Raw genomic sequence first — 24,682 nt, 5'->3', positions numbered from 1 at the left:
GCTCATGCGGGCTACGATCGTATCTCAGTCTTCGATCCGGGCGCCACAAAGGCGTACCAGTCAGGAAACAGCTAATAAGTCAGTTCGGCAATCGCAATGCGGTTCTCCGAGGCCGGCCAAGCCCGTGCCACGATTCGCTCTGTATTGAACATGGCTGCCACCGGGCGGCCAATCTCCTCCGCTGGAAGCCGCAAGGTCGTGACCGAATCGGTCGGCACGCCAGGTTTCAGGTCCCTGGGCTCCTTGCCGTCGATCAGCACCACGTCCCGCGGCAAGCCAAAATAACCCCGCGGACGCGACGTCAGGACCACGGCGCCCGCGCCGGCATCGGCCGGCCCGAGCGGGCGCGCGGCGCGCAAATGCACCACGTCGGAGGAGCGCGGAAACGGCGATCGATAGAGATGCGTCGTGGGAGAGCCGGCCGATGCCAGCACGATTTCGAGATACCAGCTCGGCTCGACCTGCGCCGGGCCCCAGCGGCCGTCGGCGCCGGTTTGCGACGAATGAATCGGACCGCCGATCCGTTCGCCGGTATCAGAAGAGACGCGATAGATTTCAACCGTCGCGCCGGAGACCGGGCGGTTGGTGACGACGCCTCCCGGCGTGCCCGTCACAAGTCCACTCAGCCTGACTTCCGCTTCCGGTACGATCTCGATGCGTGACGGCTCCTGGCCGGCAATGAATTTGTAGATCTCGCGAAACGCGCGCGGATGAAACGCGACCTCGCGATGATCGAGCGCACCGAGCACGAGATTGGTCGCGCCCTTCAGCGCAGGGCCTTCCGACGTCACGCCGGTCGGCGTGCCCGGCTTGCCGACGAAGCGCCCATCGCCTTGCGCAAATTTATCGATGCCGTCGCTGCGCAAGGTGAGAAATGCCGTGCCCGGCGTCACCTCGCTCTCGCCCTCGTTCAAGCCGCGCAGGAACGGGCCGCGGCCGTTGAACTCGCCGCCTGGACCGTCGTCCCAATCATAGATGCCGTGGTTTGGGACGCCGCACAGCACGGCGTGGCTGACGTCGGTGCCGCCGCCATTCCTGATGTAATTGCGGATCGAATAGCCGCCGCGCGAATTACCGACGAGGGCGATGCGCGACGCGCCGGTGCGACGCTGCAATTCCTTGACGGCCTCGCCGAGTTCGCGGCGCTGGTCTTCGGTCGAGGAACGGTTCGGTTGTTCCACCCTGTCATCGGTGCGCGCCAGGGGATCGGTAAAGCTGACAGCCAGCATTCGCTCGTGTGGCACGCCGTTCGATTCCATGCGCCATAATGTGGTGATCCAGAGTGCCGCATGGTCGCCATTGCCGTGCACGAACAGGACCGGCGGAACCGCCGCTGGCGCGGATGCCGCCGACGCCGCCTGCGCCCACGCCCGCAAACCCAGGGGCATGAGACCGAATGAGCCAGCCAGCACGGGCAAGGCTCCGGCGCTCTTCAGGATCAACCGCCGTGACAGCCGCATTTCGAAACCTTCCGTTGCTCTTCAGTACCTTAGCTGTGCTGTAGCACCGCCGAAAGCGGTGTAACGACTGGACAGGTCAGGGTTTTCGCAGGCATCACTTTAAGTTGGAATGGAATCAAGCCGGTGACAGAAAGCCAACGGAACCGATCATGACCGACCAGCCGAAACGCTCGCGTCTTGCGACTGACGGTATCGCAGCGCCGCTGCGGCATGCCGTGTTCCGGCGCATCTGGCTCGCCAGTCTCGTGTCCAATCTGGGGATATTGATCCAGGGCGTTGGAGCTGCCTGGGCGATGACGCAGATGACTTCTTCCGCCGACAAGGTCGCGCTGGTGCAGACCGCGCTGATGCTGCCGATCATGCTGATTTCGATGCCGGCTGGCGCCATCGCCGACATGCACGACCGGCGGATCGTCGCCCTCGTCTCGCTCGGTATCGCGCTTGTCGGCGCAACCGTGCTGACCGTCATGGCGTGGCTCGGCCTCGTCACGCCGAATATCCTGCTGGCGCTGTGCTTCGTGGTGGGCAGCGGCATGGCGCTGTTCGGGCCGGCCTGGCAAGCCTCGGTCAGCGAGCAGGTGCCGGCGGAAACGCTGCCGGCGGCGGTCGCGCTCAACGGCATCAGCTACAACATCGCGCGCAGTTTCGGGCCGGCGGTCGGCGGCATTGTGGTCGCGACCGCAGGCGCCGTCGCCGCGTTCGCCGTCAATGCCGTGCTTTATCTGCCGCTGATGGTGGTGCTGTTTCTGTGGAACCGCACCCATGAACCATCGCGCCTGCCGCGCGAACGCCTCAACCGCGCCATGGTCTCGGGCGTGCGCTACATCGCCAACTCGCCGTCGATCCGCATCGTCCTGATCAGGACATTGGTCACCGGCGTGATCGGCGGCTCGATCTCGGCGCTGATGCCGCTGGTCGCCCGCGACCTCCTGCATGGCGGCGCGCAAACTTACGGCATCATGTTGGGGGCCTTCGGCATGGGCGCGGTATTCGGCGCGCTGAATATCTCCGAAGTGCGGCGGCGCATGAGCGGCGAGGCCGCGGTGCGCGCCTGCACGATATCGCTGGCCGGCGCGATCGCCGCGGTCGCCCTGAGCAACAGCGCCATCCTGACGGCGATCGCCCTGGTGCTCGCGGGAGCGGTGTGGATGCTGGCGGTCGCCTTGTTCAACATCGGCGTGCAGCTCTCGGCGCCGCGCTGGGTCGCGGGCCGCTCGCTGGCGGCATTCCAGGCCGCAATTGCCGGCGGTATTGCGATCGGAAGCTGGGGCTGGGGCCACCTCACCGACATCGCCGGCGTCGAGGTGGCGCTGCTGGTCTCGGCCGGACTGATGTTGCTTTCCCCGCTGCTCGGAATCTGGTTGCGCATGCCGCCGGTCGGCGCGCGCTATGAGCCGCCCGCCGAGGCGCTGGCCGATCCCGAAGTGCGGCTGTCGCTCACCGGGCGCAGCGGGCCGCTGGTGGTCGAGATCGAGTATCGCGTCGCGCAGGACAGCGCGCGCGCCTTCCACAATGTGATGCAGGAAGTGCAGCTCAGCCGCCAGCGCAATGGCGCCTATGGCTGGTCGATCGCGCGCGACATCGCCGACCCCGAATTATGGACCGAGCGCTATCACTGCCCGACCTGGCTGGACTACCTGCGCCAGCGTAGCCGCCCGACCCAGTCCGAGCGCGCCCTGCACCAGCGCGCGATCGACTTTCATCTCGGGCCCGAACCGATCCGCGTCCGCCGCATGCTGGAGCGGCCGTTCGGTTCGGTCCGCTGGAAGGAAGATACCCCCGACCGCGCCGCCAACGAGGTCTTGCCGGTGGTCGCAACGGCCGCGGGCAGCAGCACCTGACCTGATCCGTTAAGAGCATGACGCGACGCGGCTATTGGGCGCAGAACGGCACGGGAATAAACCAGCCAGTCTGATTCAAACCGCTGCCGATTTCGCGCGGCCAATTTCCTGCGACTAAAGTGCAAGACTTCGGTGCGCTTTCGCTCCGCCGAGCGGAAAGGAAGGTCCCGTTTCGCGTCTGCGAAACAACAACGATGCTTACCGTATGCGCGATTCACCATGAGCGAACGCACTTCCCGCTTGCCAAAATGCCGCGCAAGCCTTTGACTTGGCGTCAAGACAAAACAAGCCCGCGATGCAGCGGGCGATCTTTCAACCGGGAGGAACTCATGAGCAAGCGTAGCGATACAAAAACGACGCGCCGCCGTTTCCTGACGGCGGCCGCCGCTGGCGGCGCGGTGATTGCGATGCCGCAGGTCAGCCGGGCGCAGACGGCGACTCTGAAAATGCAGGGCTCGTGGGGCAAGGCCGACGTCTTCAACGAGATGGCCGAAGACTATGTGAAGCGCGTCAACGAGATGGCCGGAGGCCGGCTGCGCATCGACTATCTGGTCGGCGGCTCGGTCGTGCATCCGTTCCAGGTCTTCGACGGCGTGCACGGCGGCCAGATCGACGCAGCGCACACGGTGACGGTCTACTGGTACGGCAAACACAAGGCAGCTTCGCTGTTCGGCACGGGTCCCGTGTTCGGCTTCAACGCCAATGAAGGTCTCGGCTGGATCCACAACGGCGGCGGTCGCGAGCTGTTCGAAGAGCTCCAGACCCAGATCATGAAGGTCAACATCAAGAGCTTCTTCGCCATGCCGATGCCGACCCAGCCGCTCGGCTGGTTCAAGAAGCCGATCACCAGCGAGGCCGATCTCAAGGGCCTGAAGTATCGCACGGTGGGCCTTGCCGCCGATCTCTTCCAGGCGATGGGTTCATCCGTCGCGCAGCTTCCCGGCGGCGAGATCGTGCCTGCCATGGAGCGCGGCGTGATCGACGGGTTCGAGTTCAACAATCCGACCTCGGACCGGCGCTTCGGCGCGCAGGACGTCGCCAAGTACTACATGATGGGCAGCCACCATCAGGCGACGGAATACTTCGAGATCATGTTCAACAAGACCAAGTTCAACGCCCTTCCCGCCGAGCACAAGGCCATTCTGCAATATGCAGCGGAAGCCGTGTCATCGGCCAACGAATGGAAGGCCATGGACTATTACTCCAAGGACCTGCAGGAACTGATCACCAAGGACAAGGTCAACGTCCTGCGAACGCCGAAATCGGTGTTCGATGCGCAGATCAAGGCATGGGACGGCCTGATCACCCAGCTCGGTTCGGATCCGTTCATGAAGAAGGTGATGGACTCGCAGAAGGCATGGGTACGCCGCGTGGTTTACTACAACACGTACAACACGACGGACTACCGCGGCGCCTTCGAACATCACTTCCCGGGCGTGATCAAGCTCTGATTGCTTTCGCTGCTTAACGCTGACGCAGTATGAATGAAGGGCGGCGCAGTGGGAGCGCCGCCTGACCACGAACAGGGTGGGGGAAATCCGGATGTGCTACTCACAGCGAGTTCAGCTCGCATGAAAAAATTTCTCTTCTTCATTGATGAGCTCAGCACGTGGGTCGGAAAGGCGTTCGCCTGGCTGATTCTCGTCCTGACGCTGGGTGTCAGCTACGAGGTGTTCGTGCGCTACGTGCTGCGTGCGCCGACCACCTGGGCTTTCGACATCAGCTACATCACCTACGGCGCGATGTTCCTGATGGCCGGCGCTTATACGCTCTCGCGCAACGGCCATGTGCGCGCCGACGTGGTCTACCGCCTCTGGTCGCCGCGCACCCAGGCGACGATGGACCTCGTTCTCTACATTTTGTTCTTCCTGCCGGCGATCGCGGCGCTGATGTATTCGGGCTGGAATTATGCCGATATGTCGGTGCGCTTCCGTGAAGTCAGCATCTTCAGTCCGGCCGGCGTGCCGGTGTTTCCGCTGAAGGCGCTGATCCCGGCCACCGGTGTCCTTCTGTTTCTGCAAGGGCTCGCTGAGGTCATCCGCTGCGTGCTTTGCATACGCACCGGCCGGTGGCCGCAGCGCCTGCACGACGTGGAGGAGACCGAGAGCCTCATCATTCGCGAACATCAGCAGGCGGCGGCTGCGCAGCAGGACGAGAAGGGAGCAGGCGCATGACCGATCCACAACTCGGCATGCTGATGCTGGGCCTGTTCATCTTCATCATCATGCTCGGCTTCCCGATCGCCTTCACGCTGATGGCGATGGGCGTCTCGTTCGGCTACTACGCCTACTACACCGCCGGCCAGGACTTCTTCGAGAATCGTATCTTCACGCTTCTGGTGCAGAAGACGTTCGAGGTCACGTCCAGTGACGTGCTGGTCGCGGTTCCGCTGTTCCTGTTCATGGGCTATCTGATCGAGCGCGCAAACATCCTCGACCGCCTGTTCTACTCGCTGCAATTGTCGATGAAGAACGTGCCGGGCGCGCTGGCGGTGGCCACGCTGATAACCTGTGCGATGTTCGCGACCGCCACCGGCATCGTCGGCGCCGTTGTCACGCTGATGGGCCTGCTGGCTTTGCCCGCGATGCTGCGCGCCGGCTACGACGTCAAGTTGTCGGCCGGCGTGGTCTGCGCCGGCGGCTGCCTCGGCATCCTGATTCCGCCGAGCATTCTCCTGATCGTCTATGCGGCGACCGCCGGCGTTTCGGCGGTCAAGCTTTATGCGGCCGCTTTCTTTCCGGGGTTCCTGCTGGCCGGGCTCTACGTCCTCTATGCGATGGCGCGCGCGATCATCAATCCCGCGCTCGCGCCGAAGCTGCCGCCCGAGCAGACCAACGTGCCGCTCAGCACGGTAATCTGGGCGCTCGCTACATCGTTCCTGCCGCTAGCGCTGCTCATCGTTTCGGTGCTCGGCGCGATCCTGTTTGGCCTGGCGACGCCGTCCGAGGCGGCCGCGGTAGGCGCACTCATGAGCATCGTTCTGGCGGCCGCCTATCGTTCGCTCAACTTCACGATGATGCAAGAATCGGTGTACCTGACCGTGCGCGCCACCGCGATGGTCTGCTACCTGTTCATCGGGTCGTGGACGTTCTCCGCGGTGTTTGCCGTCCTCGGCGGACAGACGGTGGTCGAGCAGTTCTTCGCCTCGATGAATCTGTCACCGGTAGGGTTCCTGCTGTTGACCCAGGTGATCATCTTCCTGCTCGGCTGGCCGCTGGAATGGACAGAGATCATCATCATATTCGTGCCGATTTTCCTGCCGCTGCTTCCCCAGTACGGCATCGATCCGATCTTCTTCGGCATCCTGGTTGCACTGAACACGCAGACAGCGTTCAACACGCCGCCGGTCGCGATGGCCGCCTTCTACCTGAAGGGCGTGGCGCCGCCGGAGGTGAAGCTCACCGACATCTTCTCCGGCGCGCTTCCGTTTGTCGGCCTGGTCTTCTTCACCATGGCGCTGGTCTACATCTTCCCGGGTATTGCGTTGTGGTTGCCCGGCTACCTCTATGGATCGCGGTGAGCAGGTTGAGTAAGACGCTGAAGGGGTGCGCATGAGCCTCAATGCGCTCAGCCTCACGGAAGCTGCGGCCGGCATCCGCGACGGCCGGCTCAGTTCGGTGGAGTTCGTCGGCGACTGCCTCAAGCGCATCGATGAGGTCGATCGCGATATCGAGGCGTGGGCGTTCCTCGACCGCGACCACGCGATGTGGCAGGCCGAGGTAGCCGACGATCGTCGCAAGCAGGGCAAGGCCATAGGCCCCCTGCATGGCGTGCCGGTCGGCATCAAGGACATCTTCGACACCGGCGACATGCCGACGGAATTCGGATCGAAACTGTGGGCCGGACGCACGCCGCGCCGCGATGCAGCGGCTGTGGCGCGGCTGCGGGCGGCAGGCGCCGTGATCCTCGGCAAGACGGTGACGACCGAGTACGCCTACTTCAATCCGGGCAAGACCCGAAATCCGCACAACCCGGATCACACGCCGGGCGGATCGTCCTCCGGCTCGGCTGCGGCCGTGGCCGCGCTGATGGTGCCGGGCGCGATCGGCTCGCAGACCAACGGCTCGGTGATCCGCCCCGCCGCCTTCTGCGGCGTGGTCGGCTTCAAGCCGACACACGGCCTGATTCCGCGGAGCGGCGCGCTGCTCTTGTCGCGGGCGCTCGATCATGTCGGCGTATTTGCGCGCTCGGTCGACGATGCCGCACTGCTTGCCGAGATGCTTGCCGGCTTCGACGAAGAGGATCCGGATACGCGGCCCCTCGCCCGTCCGCCCTTCGTCGAGGTGGCGGCAAGCGAGCCGCCATTGCCGCCGCGCTTCGCCTTCGTCCGTTCGCCCGCCTGGACGCATGCCGAGAAGGTGACTACGGAGGCATTTGCCGAACTGGTGGAAACGCTGGGCGAGCAAATTTCGGAGGTCGAGATCGGGCAGAGTTTCGACCGTGTCATCGACATGCACCGCACCGTCATGGAAGTGGAGATGGCGCACAACCTGCATCGCGATTTCGAGCAGGGCGGCGATTCCCTGAGCAAGGTGCTGCGCGCATTGATCGAGCGCGGGCGCAAGGCTCTCGCCGTCGATTACACGCGGGCGCTGGCCGGCAGCGCGACGCTCAACGCGGCGCTCGACGGCGTGTTCGACGAATACGACGCGATTTTGACCCCGGCGGCGCCCGGCCCGGCGCCGCGCGGCCTCGACAGTACCGGAAACCCGGCGTTCTGCTCGATATGGACTTATCTCGGCACGCCGGCGGTGACGCTGCCGCTGCTGCAGTCGGAAAGCGGCTTGCCCATCGGCGTGCAGCTGGTCGGACGCCGCGGCAACGATGCGCGGCTGTTGCGGACGGCCAACTGGCTTGTCAGAAAACTCGGAAAGCGCGGCGGCGCCGCGCCTGCGAAGACCAGTGCGGGTCGTGCGAAAACAAGGAGCGGCAGATGACAAACTTCATCACCGGACTGATCGGCATTGCCGGCGTCTGCACGTTTCTCGGCATCATGCTCTGGTGGATCAAGGCAGTGCCGCTGATCATCATCTGCGTGCTTGTCATGGCGCTGCTGATCTACGATTTCTACCAATCGCTGCGCGCCAACGGGAACGGGGCGGGTTGAGTCGCGACTGCCCGGCGCGTTCTACTGCCCGTGACTCGTCAGCTTCTGCTGGCAGGCCTTGCTGATCCGTGAGCGGTTCTGCTTCAGGCAGGCCAGAATGATCTGATCGCCATCCTGCATCTGCGCCCGGCAATACCGCGAGACGTCGCGCGCGCACTCGTCATGCCCCTCTTTTTTTGTCTGCGCCGACGCGCTGGAGGCCATCAGGATCAAGGGAATGACGAAAAGGATCTTGGTCATTTGCTATGCCTTTACACGAGAACGCAATCCGCGCGTTCTATATCGTTTTCCAGTGAAAGCCAGCCCCGGACCTGATCCGGGGCGGATACCGGTTCGCGTCAAGAAAACGTGTCAGAACGGGAATCCGGGCACCGAAATTCGGCTGCCAACGCATTTGTGAACGGCTAAATCGCGCAACCGTGCGCTTTCTGAACGCCCTAAAAGGCGGAAAACGCCTGCGTCGCATCGACGCAAGCGTTTTCCAAGCCGTTAATGATCGCGAAGACAGGGTTCGTTATTGCGCGGCGAGCTTGCCGGATTTCTGCGCGGCGAGCTCGCGGTCCATCACGCCGCGGCAGCCCGCGCTCAGATCAGAGCGGTGCTTCACCATGCAGGCTGTGATCTTCGGAATATTGGGGATTTCCGAGCTGCAGAGGCGGAACGCGTCACCCGTGCACTGCTGCTGCGCTTCCGAGCTGAACGCGAAGCTCGCGGTCGACGAGACGGCGGCGAATGAGGTGGTCAAGGCCAGCGCTAAGCTGACCTTGCGAACGGTATTGAAGAAGGTTGCGGTCATTTTCGGCTCCTGTTGGCCCGGCAAAGCGAGCCCGTTGTTGATGGCAGGAGCATGCGCCTGGAACCGCGGGCGCGACTGTGACTGACGTCACTCAGATATAAGCCCCTCATCTTCTTCGTCTAACCGGCGCTTGTTCGGGAGACGTTAAGACATTGTTGGCATTAATGCCCCGTTGTGTGTGTACCCCGAGTATCTGGAAAGAGTAGCGATGCGTAATGCGTTGGGCCTGATGCTGGCCAGTGTAGTCACGGCGCTGGTGATCACCGGCGTTTGGTTCTGGACCTCCTCACCGCGCGCCGATGCGGCCGCACCTCAAACCGTCGCCGCCCGCAAGGCCGAGCCGTTACCGGCGCTCGCCGCGGCCAAGCTCGCGCTGAAGGATGATGTCGAGATCACGGCTTCTCTCTCGAAGCCCGCCCCTGCCCCCGCGCCGGTTCTGGCACCGCAGCCGGTGCGATCGGCCTGCGCCAACCCCGACGCGCTCGGTGTCAGCCGCACAGTGGTGATCGACACCACGGGCGGTCCCGGTTTCGGCTTCCTGCAATACAAGCAGTTCGACTTCCTGACCGACAAGGAAGTGGTGCTGACGTTCGACGACGGTCCGTGGCCGACCACGCCCGCGGTGCTCAAGGCGCTCGCGGATGAATGCACGAAAGCTCTGTTCTTCCCGGTCGGCAAGCACACCACCTATCATCCGGAGATTCTCAAGCAGGTCGCGGCCGCCGGCCACACGATCGGCTCGCACACATGGTCGCACGCCCATCTCGACAGCAAGAAGCTGACCGAAGCGCAGGTCAGGGAAGAAATCGAGAAGGGCTTTAGCGCCGTGAAGATGGCGCTGGGGACTGCGCCCGCGCCGTTCTTCCGCTTCCCGGGCCTCGCGCACACGCAAGGAGCCCTCGGCTATCTCGCCTCGCGCAACATCTCGATGTTTTCAGTTGATGTCGATTCCAACGACTTCAAATCGTCGGGTCCCGACCAGGTCGTCCAGAACGTCATGACCAAGCTCGACAAGCAGGGCAAGGGCGTAATTCTGATGCACGATCTGCAGAAGAGCACGGCGCAGGCCTTGCCGACGCTGCTGCGTCGCCTCAGGGCCGGCGGCTACAAGGTCGTGCAGATGAAGGCCAAGGAGCAGCTCGAAACCTTGCCCGAATATGATGCGATGCTGGTGAAGGACCAGAAAGTGCCGGCGGTTGCCAGCCGCCCGCTCAGCAGCGTGGTGCAGACGGTTTCGCAATAAGGGAAGCCGGTCGCCGGCTCCAGCCTTACTCAATGAAAAACGCGCCCTTCGGATTTGAATCCGAGAGGCGCGTTTTGCTTTGGCAATGTTACCAATAGATGCCGTGCCGGTGCAGTGCGCCGATGATGCGCGCGATCCGGTAGCGCACGCCGTGCGGCCTCGCACTCCTCGAGATGTACGCCGTTCTCCGTGCCACAGGTCTTCCGGGTCCGGCGCTCGCAGGCCCGGCAGCGGGCCGATACGCCCTGGCCGCTCTGGCCGCCCTGGGCCTGGCCGTCTCGGTCCTGCTCGTCTCAGGCTTGCTCGTCTCAGGCTTGGGCTCGACGACCGCCGGCCGCTCGACATATTTTGGTGCTTCCGCAGCCTGCGGGGCTTCGGCGCTTTTCGATGCATCCGTAGCTTTGGCCGGCGCCGGAGCGGCGTTCGTCTCCACGCCTCCGAGCGAAAGGCTTCGATCGCCAGCTTGAGCTGCGGCGGAGGCCAAAACGAACCCTGCAATCAGAATGAATTTACGCATGTTGAAATCTCCCCTTGAGGTCGAGGCGGAGACTATGCCGGGCAAGGTCATTCCCGATGTGAGACAGGTCACGCAAACAAATCCGTGAACGCGGATGCCGACTGCTCAAGGAATTTTTTGAGGGACTGGTGCCGCAAACAGGACTCGAACCTGTGACCCCGTCATTACGAATGACGTGCTCTACCAACTGAGCTATTGCGGCGGACCAAACGCGGCGTTCGGGCGTGACCCGGAAAACGCCCGCACCTGATATCGGGGACGGCCCCGATTGGCAAGAAAAACGCGGGCCCTACAAAGCGTTTTCAAGCGAAGTGGACACCGGTTCGCATCAAGAAAACGCGTCAAAACAACAATCTAGACGCCTAGTTGCCGCCCCAGCGTGACAAAAATCCCCGCCAGCCGCCGGCCTGGGCCTTGGGCGGGCCGATTTGTTCCGCGAATTCGTCCGCCGGGCCCTCGTCGTCGACCCCGGGATCGTCGGGCGCCCGGATGAGCGGAATGATCGCCGGAATGGGGGCTGGAACAGCCTTCGGAATGTCCTGCCGGGACCGGAACAAGGGGGCCGGTCGGCTTGGGGCCGATTCGACCGGCGCGGGTGACGGGGCTGGCGTTGGGGCGGGGCGGCCTCAGCGGGGCAGCCTCAGTGGGGCAGCCTCGGCGGCGGCAGCCGGCGGAGGCGCATTGTCCTGCTCGGCGGCCGACGCAGGAGCTGAAGCAGCGGGCGCGGCGGAAGGTGCCGGGACGACGGGCGACGGAGGCGGCTCTTCCTCGGCGACGTCCTTTGGCGGCTCGAGCACGACGGCCCGGCGCGGCGTCGCCAGCATGGCTTCCTCGAAGGCCGAGGATTCGATCGCGGCCCCCTTGTCGGACGGCAGTGCGGCGACCGGCGTCTGCCACTGGAAGGCATCGAGCCTGCCGGTGACCGGGGAGACCGGCCGCCAGCGATCGCTGACATAGCCGTCCGCAGTCCAGGCCGGATCGTGCAGCGCGCGCACCGCGCGCAAGGTCCAGGCCCGCGCCCGGCCGCTATCGCCATGTTCGGTGCGCTCGAGCTCCGCCATCAACAGCGCGACGCGTTGCGTAGGAGCTGCAATGAACGGCGCCAGCGCCTCGCGCGCTTTGGTAAACTCGGATGCGTCGATCGCGGCGCGGGCAATTGCCAGCGCGCCCTCGATGTGGCCGGGCATCTTCGCTGCGAGCGTCTCGACCCGCACCAGCCGCTGGCGCGCGGAATCGCCGAGCTTCACATGCGAGTAGGCATCCGCCAGATCCGGATGCGGCTGCGCCAGCCACGCTGTCTCGACCAGGCGCATCGAACGCCGCACCTGATGCGCTTCGCTCTCGAACTTGCTCGCCAGCACCGCGGCCGGCACCAGCGTCGGCGCCAGCTTGACCGCTTCCATCACGTTCTCGCGCGACAGGTCGCGATCGACCTTTTCGAGCTCGAGCGCGCGCGCCGTCAGCAGCACGCCGCGTTGCCGGCGATAAGTCGCCTTGTCGATCAGTCCGGCCGATTGATTGTTGTCGAGGATTTTCAGCGCGCCGGCCCAGTCGCCCCTGGCGCAGCAGAAGCCGAGCACCGCATGCGACGCCCATGACGAGGACGGCGACAGCTTCAGCGCTTCTTCGGCGACCATCACGGCCGCAACCGGATCGTCGGCGCGCTGCGCCTCGATGAACAGGCCGCGCAGGCCGAGCAGCCGCGTATCCTCGCGTTCGGCCATGGCGCGGAAGGCGCGCTGCGCGCCCTCGCGGTCGCCGTCGAGTTGCGCCGACTGCGCATGCAGCAGCAGCGCCAGCGGATCGTGCGCCGCATGTTTGCGCGCCGCCTCGGCATGGACGCGGGCCGCCGTGGAATCGCCATGGCCGATCGCGAGCAGTCCTTGCGTGATCGCATGCCGGCCGCGGGCCTGACGCCGTTCGCGCCGATTGCGCCGCATACGCGCCGGCGTACGCCACACGCCACGCAGGATCGCCCACGCCATCATCGCCGCAACGACGACGATGCCCAGCACCAGTACGAAGACCGGCAGTGTGGTCTGGGCGCGATAGCCGCCCCACGACAGCACGACATCGCCGGTCTGCTCGGCAATCCAGGCCGCGCCGGCCGCTCCCAGCGCGATCAACAACAGAAACAGAATGATCCGAACCATCGAAATCCTTATTGCGCCGGTTTGGCGAGCGCAGCCATGGCGTCGGCCGCAAATTGACGGGATGCGGCCAGCGCGGCGTCGCGCGCATCGGCCCGTTCAAGCCAGGACTGCGCCGCGGCGCGATCGTCCGGCTCCAGCGTCTTCAATTCCCGCCGCGCCTCGCTGGCGTCATTTCGCAGCGCAGCCGCGGTGATCCGCGCCACCACCGCGCCGCGATCATTGCCGACGGTATCGGTGCGTTCGATCTTGACCAGTTTGGCGGCGCCGGCCTGCAGACGCTCGACGATGCCCGTACCGGTCGTGGCGGTGCTCTGCTGGGCGGCCGGCAACATTTTTGGCACCAACGCCAGCAGTTCCGTGCTCAGTCTGCCGGCGTTCGGCACGCCCTTCTCCGCAAACTGATCGAGCGGCTTCAAGACATCCGGATTGGGCGCCAGCGCTTTGGTCGCGGCGAGCGCCGCCGGATAGGGATCGCCGATCCGGACCAGCACATCGAGCAGCGCTCCCGCCACCAGGCGGCGCAGCGCCAGATCGTCGGCAGGTTTGGCGTCGGCCTTGGTGTCGGCAAGCTTGCTGCCTTGCTGCGCGATCTCGGCGCTCTGCGTCCGCATCAGGCTCTCGATCTTCGCGATGCGCTCATCGATCCCGGAGAGATCGACAGACGCGACGCCGTCGCCGCGCGGCGCTGATTTCACATCATTGACGGCGGACGCGAGCTTCTCGCCTTGCGCCCGCGTTGCCGCGAGTTCGGCGCGCAACGCCGCGACTGTTTTTTCCAGGGCCTCGGTGCGCGCGGCAGCCGCGGGATCGGGTACAGGCTTGCCGACCTTTGGCTCCAGTCCGGCGACACGGGCGGTGAGAGCGTCGATGGCGGTACTGAGCTGCGGGGCAGGCGGCGCGGAGGCGGGCTGAATCGCGGGCCAACCGAGCATCCAGCCGACGCCAATCACCAGCGCCGCGGCGGCGGCGCCGGAGACCGGCGCAACGATCCAGGGCGAAACCGGTCGGGACGGCGGCGCATCAACCGGAGGTTCCTCGACTGAAGCTTTGGCGACCTCGGGCGCGGGCTCAGCCACGGGCTCGGGCGGCGTCTCGGCAGAACTCCTGGTCTCGCTCGACACTTCGGTCGCCTCGAGATCGATGGTCGGCGGCTCGCGCTTCGGCCGGCCCGAATCGGGCAGCGATCCAGTGTCTTCGGGCCTGTCATCGACCATCACAGCGGTTCCCTCAGGTGGTTAGGTTGCGGAACTTAGCAGAATCGGGACGTCTTAGAGCATGATCCGGCCATGGCGGCACCGGTTTTCCGATAAGACCATGCTCAGACTTAAAGATTAGGGCACGAACGATTAGCCAGACCGCGGCTGCAACGCCCGGCCCAGCGCCTCGAACAGGGCATTTTCGTCCGGCGAAGCCGCCGCCATGACCTGGGTCGCGCCAGCATCCCGCAGGACCGCGGCGACGGCCGGCGAAATGCAGCATTGCGGCAACGCCAATGCCGAGATTTCGACGCCGCCGGAGCGCGCCGCCTCCAGGAATGCGCGCGCGCTGCGCCGTGAGTAATGCAGCACGGCCTCGACCTCATGCGCCACGAAAGCGTCACATATTTCCCGCGGCAGGCTGGGCGCAGGCACCATCCGGTAGGTGGTCTGCGTCACGACCGTAAAGCCGTTCTCGCCGAGTTCGCTCGCCAGGTCGCGCGCGAGATCGGCGCCGGCGAGGTACAGGATCGGGCTCGCTTTCTTCAGTTGCTTCGACTTCGCACGCGCCAGCACCAGATCGCGCAACGCGCCGGCATCGCCCTTTGACGCGATCACCTCGCCAAACCCGGCATCGCGCGCCGCTTCTGCGGTGTTTTCGCCGACCGCGAACAGGGGCAGTTTGAGGAGTCGGCTGTCGGCCGAATGTGACGCGATGGCGCGCAGCGCATTGGCGCTGGTGACGATGACCGCGCCATAGGTCGCGTCCGCGTCGTCCTGGAACGGCACCGGCTCGAACCGCAGCATCGGCGCGCGCAGGACGTCGAACCCGCGCGCGCGCAGCGCCTCGGCCGTCGTCTCATCATCCGGATACGGGCGCGTGACGAGAACGGCCATATTTCAGATCTCCGCCAACACGATTTCGGCATACTCAAGCGATTGCACGCCGTCACCTCGTAATGCTACCGGGTTACGGAAGCGTTGTTTTTGGCGATAGCGCAAGGGTTCAAATAAGGGTTCAAATTGGACAACGACACGCCGATGCTGGTGCTGGGTATCGAGACCACCTGCGATGAAACCGCGGCCGCCGTGGTGGAACGCCAGAGCGACGGCAGCGGAAAGATTCTGTCCAATATCGTGCGCTCGCAGACCACAGAGCACGCCCGTTTCGGCGGCGTGGTGCCGGAAATCGCGGCGCGCGCCCATGTCGACCTGCTCGATGGCATCGTCGGCCAAGCGATGAAGGACGCGAACACAGGCTTTGCGCAATTGTCGGCGGTGGCCGCCGCCGCCGGGCCCGGCCTGATCGGCGGCGTGATCGTCGGCCTCACCACGGCCAAAGCAATCGCGATGGTGCACGATACGCCGCTGATTGCGGTCAATCATCTCGAAGCCCACGCGCTGACGCCGCGGCTGACCTGCGCGCTCGCCTTTCCCTATTGCCTGTTCCTTGCGTCCGGCGGGCACACCCAGATCGTGGCCGTGGTCGGCGTCGGCAAATATGTCCGGCTCGGCACCACCGTCGACGACGCGATGGGCGAGGCCTTCGACAAGGTCGCAAAGATGCTGTCGCTGCCCTACCCCGGCGGACCGGAGGTCGAACGATCAGCAGCGAGCGGCGACGCCAAACGGTTCGCCTTTCCGCGGCCGATGCTCGGACGGCCCGATGCGAATTTCTCGCTGTCGGGATTGAAGACGGCGGTTCGCAACGAAGCCAACCGCATGACGCCGCTGGAACCGCAGGACGTCAGCGATCTCTGCGCCAGTTTTCAGGCCGCGGTGCTGGACTCGACGGCGGACCGATTGAGCGTGGGCTTGAGATTGTTTCACGAACAGTTCGGCCCGCCCCGCGCGCTGGTCGCCGCCGGCGGCGTCGCCGCCAATCACGCCATCCGCGGCGCGTTGCAGGACGTTGCAGCGAAGGCGCAGACCACGCTGATCATTCCGCCACCCGCGCTCTGCACCGACAATGGCGCCATGATCGCCTGGGCCGGCGCGGAACGGATGGCGCTCGGACTGACCGATACGATGGATGCGCCGCCCCGCGCGCGCTGGCTGCTCGACGCCAACGCGACAGCGCCGGCCGGCTACAGCAACACGCGCGCAGGATTCTGACATGGCGTCCTTCAATTCAGTCGCGGTGATCGGCGGTGGCGCATATGGCACCGCGCTCGCATGCGCCGCGCTGCGCGCCGGCCGCGACGTCATCCTGTATGCGCGAAACGCCGAAAGCGCCGCGCAGATGCAGACGACGCGAAAGAATCCAAAGCTGCCCGGCGCGAGTCTTGACGCGGGTATCGACATCACCGCCGACATCGTTGCAGCGGCGCGCGCGGATATCATCCTGCTTGCGACGCCCGCGCAAAATTTGCGCGAAGCCGCGGGGGCGCTTGCGCCGCACCTGAAGCCTGCGACACCTGTCGTCGCCTGTGCCAAGGGCATCGAGCGCGGCACCCATCGGTTCATGACCGAGGTCATTGCTGAAACCATATCGGATGCAATTCCTGCGATCCTGTCGGGACCGAATTTCGCCGACGACGTGGCGCGGGGACTTCCAACCGCGGTGACGCTTGCCGCGAGGGATGAAGGGCTGGCGAGCGATCTGGTGCAGGCGCTGGGCTCTTCAACCTTCCGGCCCTATCACACGTCAGATGTCCGCGGCGTCGAGATCGGCGGCGCGGCCAAGAACGTGCTGGCGATCGCCGCCGGGATCGTCGTCGGCCGTCAACTCGGCGCCTCGGCGCTGGCGGCGCTCACCACGCGAGGTTTCAGCGAACTCGCACGGCTCGGCCGCGCCTGCGGCGCGCGCAGCGAGACCCTGGCGGGTCTTTCCGGCCTCGGCGACCTGATCCTGAGCTGCTCGAGCCTGCAATCGCGCAACTTTGCGTTCGGCATTGCGCTCGGCCGCGGCGAGCAGCCAAACCGCGACAAGCTCGCGGAAGGCGAGTTCACCGCGCCGGTCCTGATCGAACTGGCCGCTTCGCAGAACGTCGATATGCCGGTATCAAATGCGGTCGCGGCGATATTGAGCGGCAAGGTGACGATCGACGCGGCGATCGAAGGCCTGCTGACGCGGCCATTCAAGGCGGAGGAATGACGATGGCGTACTGGCTGGTGAAATCCGAACCCTCGGTCTGGTCGTGGGACCAGCAGGTCGCAAAGGGAGCCAAAGGCGAAGCCTGGACCGGCGTGCGCAACTTCACCGCCCGGCAGAATCTCGTGGCCATGAAGAAAGGCGACAAGGCCTTCTTCTATCATTCCAACGAGGGCAAGGAGATCGTCGGGATCGCCGAAATCATCAAGGAAGCCTACCCCGATCCCTCCGACAAAACCGGAAAGTTCGTCTGCGTCGACATCAAGGCGGACAAGCCGTTGAAGACACCGGTGACGATGGCCACCATCAAGGCCGACAAGAAACTCGCGGATATGGCGCTGGTGAAATATTCGCGGCTGTCAGTTCAGCCGGTCACGACGGAAGAGTGGAAGATGGTCTGCAAGATGGGCGGGCTATAGCTTGCCGCAATGCGTAGGGTGGGCAAAGCGAAGCGTGCCCACCATCTATCAACACCCGGTGCTCTGAATGGTGGGCACGCTTACGCTTTGCCCACCCTACGGCATAAGCGCTACGCCGCCGCTGCCGTTACCACCTGCGCCAGCAGCGCCTCGCGCTTGGCTTGCGTACGGTAACCCTTCATCGTCGCGGCAAAGCGTTCGAGGATGCCGTCCTCGAAGGCGGTGACGATGGTGTCGTGAACGTAGCTCTTGCGGCAGATCGCGGGCGTGTTCGACAGCTCGTCGGCGGCGGCGCGCACCGCATCCAGCACCTGCTTCTTGCGGCCGCGTTCACTTGCTGCCGGCGTAATCCGCGACAGCGATTCCAGCACCACGGCTGATGCCATCAGGGTGCGGAAATCCTTCAGCGAAATCTTGATGCCGGCGATCTCGCGCAGGAACGCGTTCACGGTCGTGGTCGAGACCGTGCGAACGTTGCCGGAATTGTCGCGATACTGGAACATGCGCTTGCCCGGCACGGTGCGCAGGATGCCGATGGCGCGCACCAGCTTGGCGGCGTCGCATTCCTTGCGCACGGCCTTGCCGCCCTTGGCCTTGAAGGTCAGGACGAAGCAGTCGTCTTCCAGCGCGACGTTGGACTTCAACATCGTGGTGGCGCCGCGGGTGCCGTTGAGGCGGGCGTAGGATTCGTTGCCCGGCCGGATCGCGGTGCGGGCGATCAGTTCGATCACCGCCGAGAGCGCGAACTCGCGCGTCGGCTCGTCACCGGACAGATAGGCCGAGACCTTGCGACGGATTTTCGGCAAGGCCGCCACCAGCCGCGCCAGGCGGTGCGCCTTGCGCTGCTCGCGGACCTTTTCCCAATCGACGTGGTAGCGGTACTGCAGCCGGCCGGCCGCATCGATGCCGACGGCCTGCAGATGCGAACTCGGATCGGCCGAATAGCGCACGTCGCGATAGGCCGGCGGCACCGCCATCGAATGCAGGCGGCGGATCGTGCCGGCGTGACGGATCTGGGTGCCGTTGGCGCGATGGAATGAATAGCCCTTGCCACGCTTGACGCGGCGGATGGTCAGCCCGTTCTGGTCACCGAGCCTGAGGCCAAGTTCCTCGGCCAGATCTTCGACGGAGGTCTTGGCGACGATGTGTGGCTTTGCCGCGGGCGACTTGACCGGCACCTTCGGCAATTGCCCGAGCGCTTCGGCCAATGCAACGGCGGGATCGGCGGAAACGGGCCGCGTAGCCTCGAAACTCTGCTGATCCATCATGACCGTTATCGCCTTGCTCCACCTGTCTGCCGGCAATGCCCGTTGTTGTGGCTTGGTTCCGGAGGGCCGTCCGGCCCCGGCGAGGCCATTTAGGGGGTAATGAACTGCTTTGCGAGTCCCGATTCCGTCATTAACGGTTATTAGATACCAATCATGGGTGCCATTCCGGCGATAACGTTGATTTCGCCCTGAGCCGGCCCGCGCAAAATGATGCGACTTTGATCCGTAGCAAGGCCGGGAACCGGCTGACCGACCAAGGTCGCACACGTTCCGCCTTGTCCGGGCATCGCCCCGCGACGCATAATCGCCGTAACAATCAGGGCGACTTACGGCCGCCCAAATATCCGGCCGTAACGAGTGGGAGGGAAAGATGTCCGACAAGATTTACGACGTATCCGCCGATTGGGCCAAACGTGCTTATGCCGATGACGCCAAGTATCGCGAAATGTATGCCCGCTCGGTCTCGGACCCCAACGGATTCTGGGCCGAACAGGCCAAGCGCATCGACTGGATCAAGCCCTTCCACAAGGTCGAGAACGTCTCCTTTGCCCCCGGCAACATCTCGATCAAATGGTTCGAGGACGGCGTCCTGAACGCGGCCTGGAACTGCATCGACCGCCATCTCGACAAGCGCGGCCACCAGACCGCGATCATCTGGGAGGGCGACGATCCCTCGCAGTCCAAACACATCACCTATCGGCAGCTGCACGACGAAGTCTGCAAGATGGCGAACATCCTGCGGACCCGGAACGTCAAGAAGGGCGACCGCGTCACCATCTACCTGCCGATGATCCCGGAAGCGGCCTACGCGATGCTGGCGTGCGCGCGGATCGGCGCCATTCATTCGGTGGTGTTCGCCGGCTTCTCGCCCGACAGCCTCGCCCAGCGCATCACCGACTGCCAATCCAAGTTCATCATCACCGCCGACGAGGGGTTGCGCGGCGGCAAGAAGGTGCCGTTGAAAGCCAATGTCGATGCCGCGATTGCGAAAGCCGGCGGCGTCGATTGGGTCGTCGTGGTCAAGCGAACCGGTGCTGCCGTCGACATGAGTCCTTCGCGCGATTTCTGGTACCACGAAGCGGCCGCGATGGTGACGACGGAATGCCCGGCCGAGCATATGCATGCGGAAGATCCGCTGTTCATCCTCTATACGTCGGGCTCCACCGGCCAGCCCAAGGGCGTGCTCCACACCACGGGCGGCTATCTCGTGTTCGCGTCAATGACGCATCAATACGTGTTCGATTATCACGACGGCGATATCTACTGGTGCACCGCCGACGTCGGCTGGGTCACCGGCCACAGCTACATTATCTATGGGCCGCTGGCGAACGGCGCGACCACGCTGATGTTCGAAGGCGTGCCGAACTATCCCGACAATTCCAGGTTCTGGAACGTCATCGACAAGCACAACGTCAACATCTTCTACACCGCGCCGACCGCGATCCGCGCGCTGATGCAGAGCGGCGACGGACCGGTGCAGAAAACCTCGCGCAAGAGCCTGCGTCTGCTCGGCACCGTCGGCGAGCCGATCAATCCGGAGGCCTGGGAATGGTACTATCGCGTGGTCGGCGACGGCCGTTGCCCGATCGTCGACACCTGGTGGCAGACCGAGACCGGCGGCATCCTGATCACGCCGCTGCCCGGCGCAACCAAACTCAAGCCGGGTTCGGCAACGCGGCCGTTCTTCGGCGTGGTGCCTGAAATCGTCGACGCCGACGGCAAGGTGCTGGACGGCGAAGCCACCGGGAACCTCTGCCTCGCCAAATCCTGGCCGGGGATGATGCGCACGGTCTATGGCGACCACGCCCGTTTCGAGCAGACCTATTTCTCGACCTACAAGGGCAAGTATTTCACCGGCGACGGCTGCCGCCGCGACGCTGACGGCTATTACTGGATCACCGGCCGCGTCGACGACGTGATCAATGTGTCAGGCCATCGCATGGGCACCGCCGAGGTCGAAAGCTCGCTCGTCGCACATGCAAAAGTGTCGGAAGCCGCGGTGGTCGGTTATCCCCACGACATCAAGGGCCAGGGCATCTATGCCTATGTGACGCTGATGGCCGGTACCGAACCGACCGAGGAGTTGCGGAAAGAGCTGGTCGCCTGGGTGCGCAAGGACATCGGCCCGATCGCTTCCCCCGACCAGATCCAGTTCGCGCCGGGCCTGCCGAAAACCCGCTCCGGCAAGATCATGCGCCGCATCCTGCGCAAGATCGCCGAGGACGAACCCTCCAGCCTCGGCGATACCTCGACCTTGGCCGATCCCGCCGTGGTCGATGATCTCGTGCAGAACCGGCAGAACAAGAAGTCGGCGCCGGCGTAGGCCCCGCCGGAGCAAACCCCTCGCCCCCGGAGACCTGGGGCGAGGCCGGCAATCCTTTCCTGCTCACGCGGTTGTCAGCGGCGAGCCCGCCTCAGTGGGCATTTCGCTGCCTGTGTTGTTTGGAGGTCATTTACTTTATTTCGAACATTTTCTTTGTTCCGCCCAGCGAAACCAGTCTCGAGACCAGTGTGGAAACCGGCCGGTCAATTCGCGCGACTAAACTAAACGCGTGGACGAGACAGCGGGCCGTCGAGGCCTGAAAGACATTTGAGGGCCCCCATTTGGGGGCGGGCAAAGTGGAGCTGGGAATGTCGATGAGGATTGCAGTGGCGTTGGCCGCCACTATCGGTGCGTGCGTCGTTATGTCGTCAGTGGCGCAGGCGCGGCCTGAACTCGTCGGCGTCAGCGGCGATTACGCGCCGGGCACGATCGTGGTGAAGACCCATGAGCGCCGGCTTTATCTCATCCTCGATTCCGGCCGCGCCATGCGCTATCCGGTCGGCGTCGGCAAGGCCGGCAAGCAGTGGTCCGGCACCACTACGATCGACGGCAAGTATCTCAACCCGGCGTGGTCGCCGCCGAGCGAAGTCAGGCGCGACAAGCCCGGCATGCCCGACGTCATTCCCGGCGGCTCGCCACGCAACCCGATGGGCGTCGCGGCGATGACGCTGGCCGGCGGCGAATACGCCATTCACGGCACCAACGTGCCGGGCTCGGTCGGCGGCTTCGTATCCTACGGTTGCATCCGCATGCTCAACGACGACATCTCCGATCTCTATCAACGCGTACCGGTCGGAACGACCGTGACTGTCATGCACTGATCCAAAGATCAGATTGATACAAGAGCCGCGCGATTGCGCGGCTCTTTCATTTGAGCGGCGTTTGTCCCGCGTTCGCACACCAGCCGTTCCGGTGGCCGCCGCCGTAGCTGCGGGCATGACCTGCGGCGAGCATCGCCGTCGAAACATTTCCGGTGCGCCTGGTCGCTGCGTCGGCGACGACGCGGCCGGCATATTTGTCCGGCCCGATATTGAATATCCTGACGTCGCCTTCGCCGAGCATTGCGCGCAACGCGCCCGTCGCGGTCTCGGCCATCTGCAATTCCTGCGGGCAGGACGCCTTTAATTCAGGCGCGTCGATGCCGCGCAGACGCACCCGTGTGTTGAGATCGAGACCCGGCTCCAAGTGAACCCGCGCCTCGAACGTGTCGCCATCAATCGTGCGGATGACGTCGACGGCGTGACGCGTGTCCGCACTTCCGGCCCGCTTCCAGATGGTCTCGGCATCCCGCGCCGCCTGGCTGTCGGCTGAGCTCGGCAACGACCGCCGCACCCAGTCCCGCACCGGCAGCATCGTCCCCGCCGCCACGCAAAACACGAACACCCAGGGCAAGGCCGCCGAAAACCAGCGGCGCAAGGGACCCCGGCGCGGGGGCCGATATGCATTCATTCTCTCGTATGGGGGCATATTCCCGGACTAAGGGCTGAGTCGGGGCATCCGGCAAGGGCCCATTACCATCCCTTGGGCCTCAAAAGTCCGACGCGATCCCCTTCCGCTCCCAATCGCCATATCGGGTCGGTTCCGGACCCTTCGGGCCCTGAAACTCCTTCTGATGCGGCGCGGCGCTGGCTTCGGCGGCCTTGCGGCGCGCTTCGGCTTCGGCCAGCGCGCGCTCGGCGGCGGGCGTCAGCTTCTTGCGTTCCGCAACCAGCGCGGGGGATGAAGAATTGTCGGTCATCGCAACTCTCCCATAGCACAGGGATGGGCGCACAGATGACATCACAATCGCGAAATTGTCTGTGGCGATTCTTACATTTGGCATATTCGCATGCCAAACGGGCTTTCATTCCAATGGCATGAGCCAGAACCTTTCCGCTTTCCGAGACATTGCTGCTTCATGCCACCTTCCCGATTCGCAGTACCTTCCGAAGTGCCCGGTCTCGCAGCGCGGCGGATCGCGGCCGATATCCTCGACGGCGTGCTGCACAAGCATCGCACCCTCGACGATCAGCTCGACGGCGCCGGCGCGCATCCCGGCCTGAAGACGCTGGCCGATCGCGACCGCGCCCTGATGCGGCGGCTGGTGGCGACGATCCTGCGGCGGCTCGGCACGCTGGGCCATTTGCTGTCGCGCCTGCTCGATCGCGGCATCCCGACGGACGCGCCCCGCGCGCAAAGCGCGCTGCTGATCGGCGCCGCGCAGATTCTCTGGATGGATGTTCCCGATCATGCCGCCGTTGATCTCTCAGTGCGGCTGGTGCAGTCGGACCGCCGCGCCGCGAAATATGCCGGCCTCGTCAACGCGGTGCTGCGCCGCTGCGCCCGCGAGGGGCAGCCGCTGATCGACGAAGTCAAATCGCAGAACCTGGATATTCCGCCGTGGCTGTTGGCGCGCTGGATCGGCGCCTATGGCGAGACCACGGCGCGGCAGATGGCGCTCGCCATCGGCCATGAACCTTCGCTCGACATCACTGTGAAATCAGACGCGACACAATGGGCGAGCCGCCTGCACGGTGAAACGTTGCCGACCGGCACCGTGCGCACCTTGCTGCAGGGGTCGGTGACCATGCTGCCCGGCTTCACCGAGGGGCAGTGGTGGGTGCAGGACGCCGCCGCCGCGCTACCGGCGCGGTTGTTCGGCGACGTCGGCGGCAAGACCATTGTCGACCTCTGCGCCGCGCCCGGCGGCAAAACCGCGCAACTGGCGCAAGCCGGCGCGCACGTCACCGCGGTGGATCGCTCGCCGGCGCGGATGGCGCGGCTGCGCGACAATCTGGCGCGACTTTCGCTGCAGGCCGACGACGTCGTGACCGATGCCGCCGAGTGGCCCGGTCCCGGCAATGGAGGCTTTGACGGCGTGCTGGTGGACGCGCCCTGCACCTCCACCGGCACCATCCGTCGTCACCCCGACGTGGCCTGGCTGCGGCAGGAAGCTGATATTGCCGCATTGGCGGCATTGCAGAAACGATTGCTGCAACGGGCGGTCGCGCTGCTCAAGCCAGGCGGAACGCTGGTCTATTGCACCTGTTCGCTGGAGCCGGAGGAAGGCGAACAGGCCATAGCGTCCCTGTTGGCCACAGAATCCGGCGTGCGCCGCATGCCAGTCGGAGCCGACGAGGTCGCAGGCCTCAGCGAAATCCTGACCGCAAACGGCGATTTACGGACCCTGCCCTGCCATTTGCCCCATGCCGACCCCCGGCTCGGCGGGTTGGATGGATTTTACGCTGCGCGGCTGGTGAAATCCTGATTTTAAACTGTAATTCGC

22 protein-coding genes, 1 tRNA gene and 1 pseudogene are annotated in these 24,682 nt (G+C 64.7%); 13 read left to right on the top strand and 11 right to left on the bottom strand.

Annotated features, from left to right (window positions below; genetic code table 11):
* Window positions 1-71 precede the first annotated feature (71 nt).
* Entirely contained in the window at window positions 72-1,460 is a 1,389-nt protein-coding gene (locus tag IVB05_RS00360) for a hydrolase (protein ID WP_247782483.1), read from the bottom strand.
* A gap of 149 nt (window positions 1,461-1,609) precedes the next feature.
* Between IVB05_RS00360 and IVB05_RS00355 the strand changes: the two genes are divergently transcribed.
* The 6 genes from IVB05_RS00355 to IVB05_RS00330 all read left to right on the top strand — a co-directional run bounded on the left by IVB05_RS00355 (window position 1,610) and on the right by IVB05_RS00330 (window position 8,408).
* The gene (locus IVB05_RS00355; protein ID WP_247782482.1) at window positions 1,610-3,301 is read left to right on the top strand and encodes an MFS transporter; all 1,692 of its coding nucleotides are present in this window, start codon (window positions 1,610-1,612) and stop codon (window positions 3,299-3,301) included.
* A gap of 329 nt (window positions 3,302-3,630) precedes the next feature.
* Window positions 3,631-4,752 carry a TRAP transporter substrate-binding protein gene (locus tag IVB05_RS00350; RefSeq protein ID WP_247782481.1) on the top strand — a complete coding sequence of 374 codons (1,122 nt, stop codon included), beginning with the start codon at window positions 3,631-3,633 and terminating at the stop codon, window positions 4,750-4,752.
* Between the two features lie 120 nt (window positions 4,753-4,872).
* A complete protein-coding gene (locus tag IVB05_RS00345; RefSeq protein WP_247782480.1) occupies window positions 4,873-5,475 on the top strand; it encodes a TRAP transporter small permease subunit in 603 nt (200 codons plus the stop codon).
* Entirely contained in the window at window positions 5,472-6,821 is a 1,350-nt protein-coding gene (locus IVB05_RS00340; RefSeq protein WP_247782479.1) for a TRAP transporter large permease subunit, read from the top strand. Before IVB05_RS00345 ends, IVB05_RS00340 begins: the two co-directional genes overlap by 4 nt.
* 31 nt (window positions 6,822-6,852) lie before the next feature.
* A complete protein-coding gene (locus IVB05_RS00335) occupies window positions 6,853-8,238 on the top strand; it encodes an amidase (RefSeq protein ID WP_247782478.1) in 1,386 nt (461 codons plus the stop codon).
* Complete coding sequence (locus IVB05_RS00330) at window positions 8,235-8,408, top strand: hypothetical protein (RefSeq protein ID WP_247782476.1); 174 nt, start codon at window positions 8,235-8,237, stop codon at window positions 8,406-8,408. The genes IVB05_RS00335 and IVB05_RS00330 overlap by 4 nt, the downstream gene beginning before the upstream one ends.
* 21 nt (window positions 8,409-8,429) lie before the next feature.
* Here the strand turns inward: IVB05_RS00330 and IVB05_RS00325 are convergent, their stop codons facing one another.
* Window positions 8,430-8,648, bottom strand: coding sequence for a hypothetical protein (locus tag IVB05_RS00325; RefSeq protein ID WP_247782475.1), 219 nt, complete (start codon window positions 8,646-8,648; stop codon window positions 8,430-8,432).
* A gap of 274 nt (window positions 8,649-8,922) precedes the next feature.
* Window positions 8,923-9,204, bottom strand: coding sequence for a hypothetical protein (locus tag IVB05_RS00320; protein WP_247782470.1), 282 nt, complete (start codon window positions 9,202-9,204; stop codon window positions 8,923-8,925).
* A 208-nt stretch (window positions 9,205-9,412) separates the two neighbouring features.
* Between IVB05_RS00320 and IVB05_RS00315 the strand changes: the two genes are divergently transcribed.
* On the top strand, window positions 9,413-10,447 hold the full coding sequence (locus IVB05_RS00315) for a polysaccharide deacetylase family protein (RefSeq protein WP_247782468.1): 1,035 nt from the start codon (window positions 9,413-9,415) through the stop codon (window positions 10,445-10,447).
* Window positions 10,448-10,535: 88 nt separating this feature from the next.
* Here the strand turns inward: IVB05_RS00315 and IVB05_RS00310 are convergent, their stop codons facing one another.
* The 5 genes and pseudogenes from IVB05_RS00310 to IVB05_RS00290 all read right to left on the bottom strand — a co-directional run bounded on the left by IVB05_RS00310 (window position 10,536) and on the right by IVB05_RS00290 (window position 15,210).
* Window positions 10,536-10,964, bottom strand: a complete 429-nt coding sequence (locus IVB05_RS00310) for a hypothetical protein (RefSeq protein WP_247782466.1) — start codon at window positions 10,962-10,964, stop codon at window positions 10,536-10,538.
* 126 nt (window positions 10,965-11,090) lie between these two features.
* Window positions 11,091-11,166 (bottom strand) — tRNA-Thr (locus IVB05_RS00305).
* A gap of 160 nt (window positions 11,167-11,326) precedes the next feature.
* Window positions 11,327-13,117 (bottom strand): annotated as a pseudogene (locus IVB05_RS00300) (heme biosynthesis HemY N-terminal domain-containing protein).
* An 8-nt stretch (window positions 13,118-13,125) separates the two neighbouring features.
* The gene (locus tag IVB05_RS00295) at window positions 13,126-14,331 is read right to left on the bottom strand and encodes a hypothetical protein (protein WP_247782465.1); all 1,206 of its coding nucleotides are present in this window, start codon (window positions 14,329-14,331) and stop codon (window positions 13,126-13,128) included.
* A gap of 132 nt (window positions 14,332-14,463) precedes the next feature.
* The gene (locus tag IVB05_RS00290) at window positions 14,464-15,210 is read right to left on the bottom strand and encodes a uroporphyrinogen-III synthase (RefSeq protein WP_247782464.1); all 747 of its coding nucleotides are present in this window, start codon (window positions 15,208-15,210) and stop codon (window positions 14,464-14,466) included.
* Between the two features lie 144 nt (window positions 15,211-15,354).
* Between IVB05_RS00290 and tsaD the strand changes: the two genes are divergently transcribed.
* The 3 genes from tsaD to IVB05_RS00275 are packed head-to-tail and all read left to right on the top strand — an operon-like array spanning window position 15,355 to window position 17,826.
* Window positions 15,355-16,428: a tRNA (adenosine(37)-N6)-threonylcarbamoyltransferase complex transferase subunit TsaD gene (tsaD, locus tag IVB05_RS00285; protein WP_247787414.1), complete on the top strand. Its 1,074-nt coding sequence runs from the start codon at window positions 15,355-15,357 to the stop codon at window positions 16,426-16,428.
* Window position 16,429: 1 nt separating this feature from the next.
* Window positions 16,430-17,410, top strand: coding sequence for an NAD(P)H-dependent glycerol-3-phosphate dehydrogenase (locus IVB05_RS00280; protein ID WP_247782463.1), 981 nt, complete (start codon window positions 16,430-16,432; stop codon window positions 17,408-17,410).
* Window positions 17,411-17,412: 2 nt separating this feature from the next.
* Window positions 17,413-17,826 carry an EVE domain-containing protein gene (locus IVB05_RS00275; protein ID WP_247782462.1) on the top strand — a complete coding sequence of 138 codons (414 nt, stop codon included), beginning with the start codon at window positions 17,413-17,415 and terminating at the stop codon, window positions 17,824-17,826.
* A 110-nt stretch (window positions 17,827-17,936) separates the two neighbouring features.
* On the opposite strand, the gene IVB05_RS00270 is transcribed toward IVB05_RS00275, so the two are convergent.
* Window positions 17,937-19,094, bottom strand: coding sequence for a DNA topoisomerase IB (locus IVB05_RS00270; RefSeq protein WP_247782461.1), 1,158 nt, complete (start codon window positions 19,092-19,094; stop codon window positions 17,937-17,939).
* Window positions 19,095-19,464: 370 nt separating this feature from the next.
* Between IVB05_RS00270 and acs the strand changes: the two genes are divergently transcribed.
* Together acs and IVB05_RS00260 are read left to right on the top strand one after the other, a co-directional pair.
* A complete protein-coding gene (acs, locus tag IVB05_RS00265) occupies window positions 19,465-21,417 on the top strand; it encodes an acetate--CoA ligase (RefSeq protein ID WP_247782459.1) in 1,953 nt (650 codons plus the stop codon).
* 308 nt (window positions 21,418-21,725) lie between these two features.
* Window positions 21,726-22,238: a L,D-transpeptidase gene (locus IVB05_RS00260; RefSeq protein WP_247782457.1), complete on the top strand. Its 513-nt coding sequence runs from the start codon at window positions 21,726-21,728 to the stop codon at window positions 22,236-22,238.
* Window positions 22,239-22,284: 46 nt separating this feature from the next.
* Here IVB05_RS00260 and IVB05_RS00255 read toward each other — a convergent pair whose 3' ends face one another.
* Together IVB05_RS00255 and IVB05_RS00250 are read right to left on the bottom strand one after the other, a co-directional pair.
* Window positions 22,285-22,866 carry a thermonuclease family protein gene (locus IVB05_RS00255; protein WP_247782455.1) on the bottom strand — a complete coding sequence of 194 codons (582 nt, stop codon included), beginning with the start codon at window positions 22,864-22,866 and terminating at the stop codon, window positions 22,285-22,287.
* A gap of 79 nt (window positions 22,867-22,945) precedes the next feature.
* Window positions 22,946-23,155: a DUF1674 domain-containing protein gene (locus IVB05_RS00250; protein WP_247782452.1), complete on the bottom strand. Its 210-nt coding sequence runs from the start codon at window positions 23,153-23,155 to the stop codon at window positions 22,946-22,948.
* A 159-nt stretch (window positions 23,156-23,314) separates the two neighbouring features.
* Here IVB05_RS00250 and IVB05_RS00245 point away from each other — a divergent pair, with 159 nt between their 5' ends.
* Window positions 23,315-24,664: an RsmB/NOP family class I SAM-dependent RNA methyltransferase gene (locus IVB05_RS00245; protein WP_247782450.1), complete on the top strand. Its 1,350-nt coding sequence runs from the start codon at window positions 23,315-23,317 to the stop codon at window positions 24,662-24,664.
* Window positions 24,665-24,682 lie beyond the last annotated feature (18 nt).

Source organism: Bradyrhizobium sp. 170 (assembly GCF_023101085.1).
Lineage (GTDB): Bacteria > Pseudomonadota > Alphaproteobacteria > Rhizobiales > Xanthobacteraceae > Bradyrhizobium.
The sequence above is the reverse complement of the archived record's forward strand: the minus strand, read 5'-3'. Positions and strand labels throughout refer to the sequence as shown.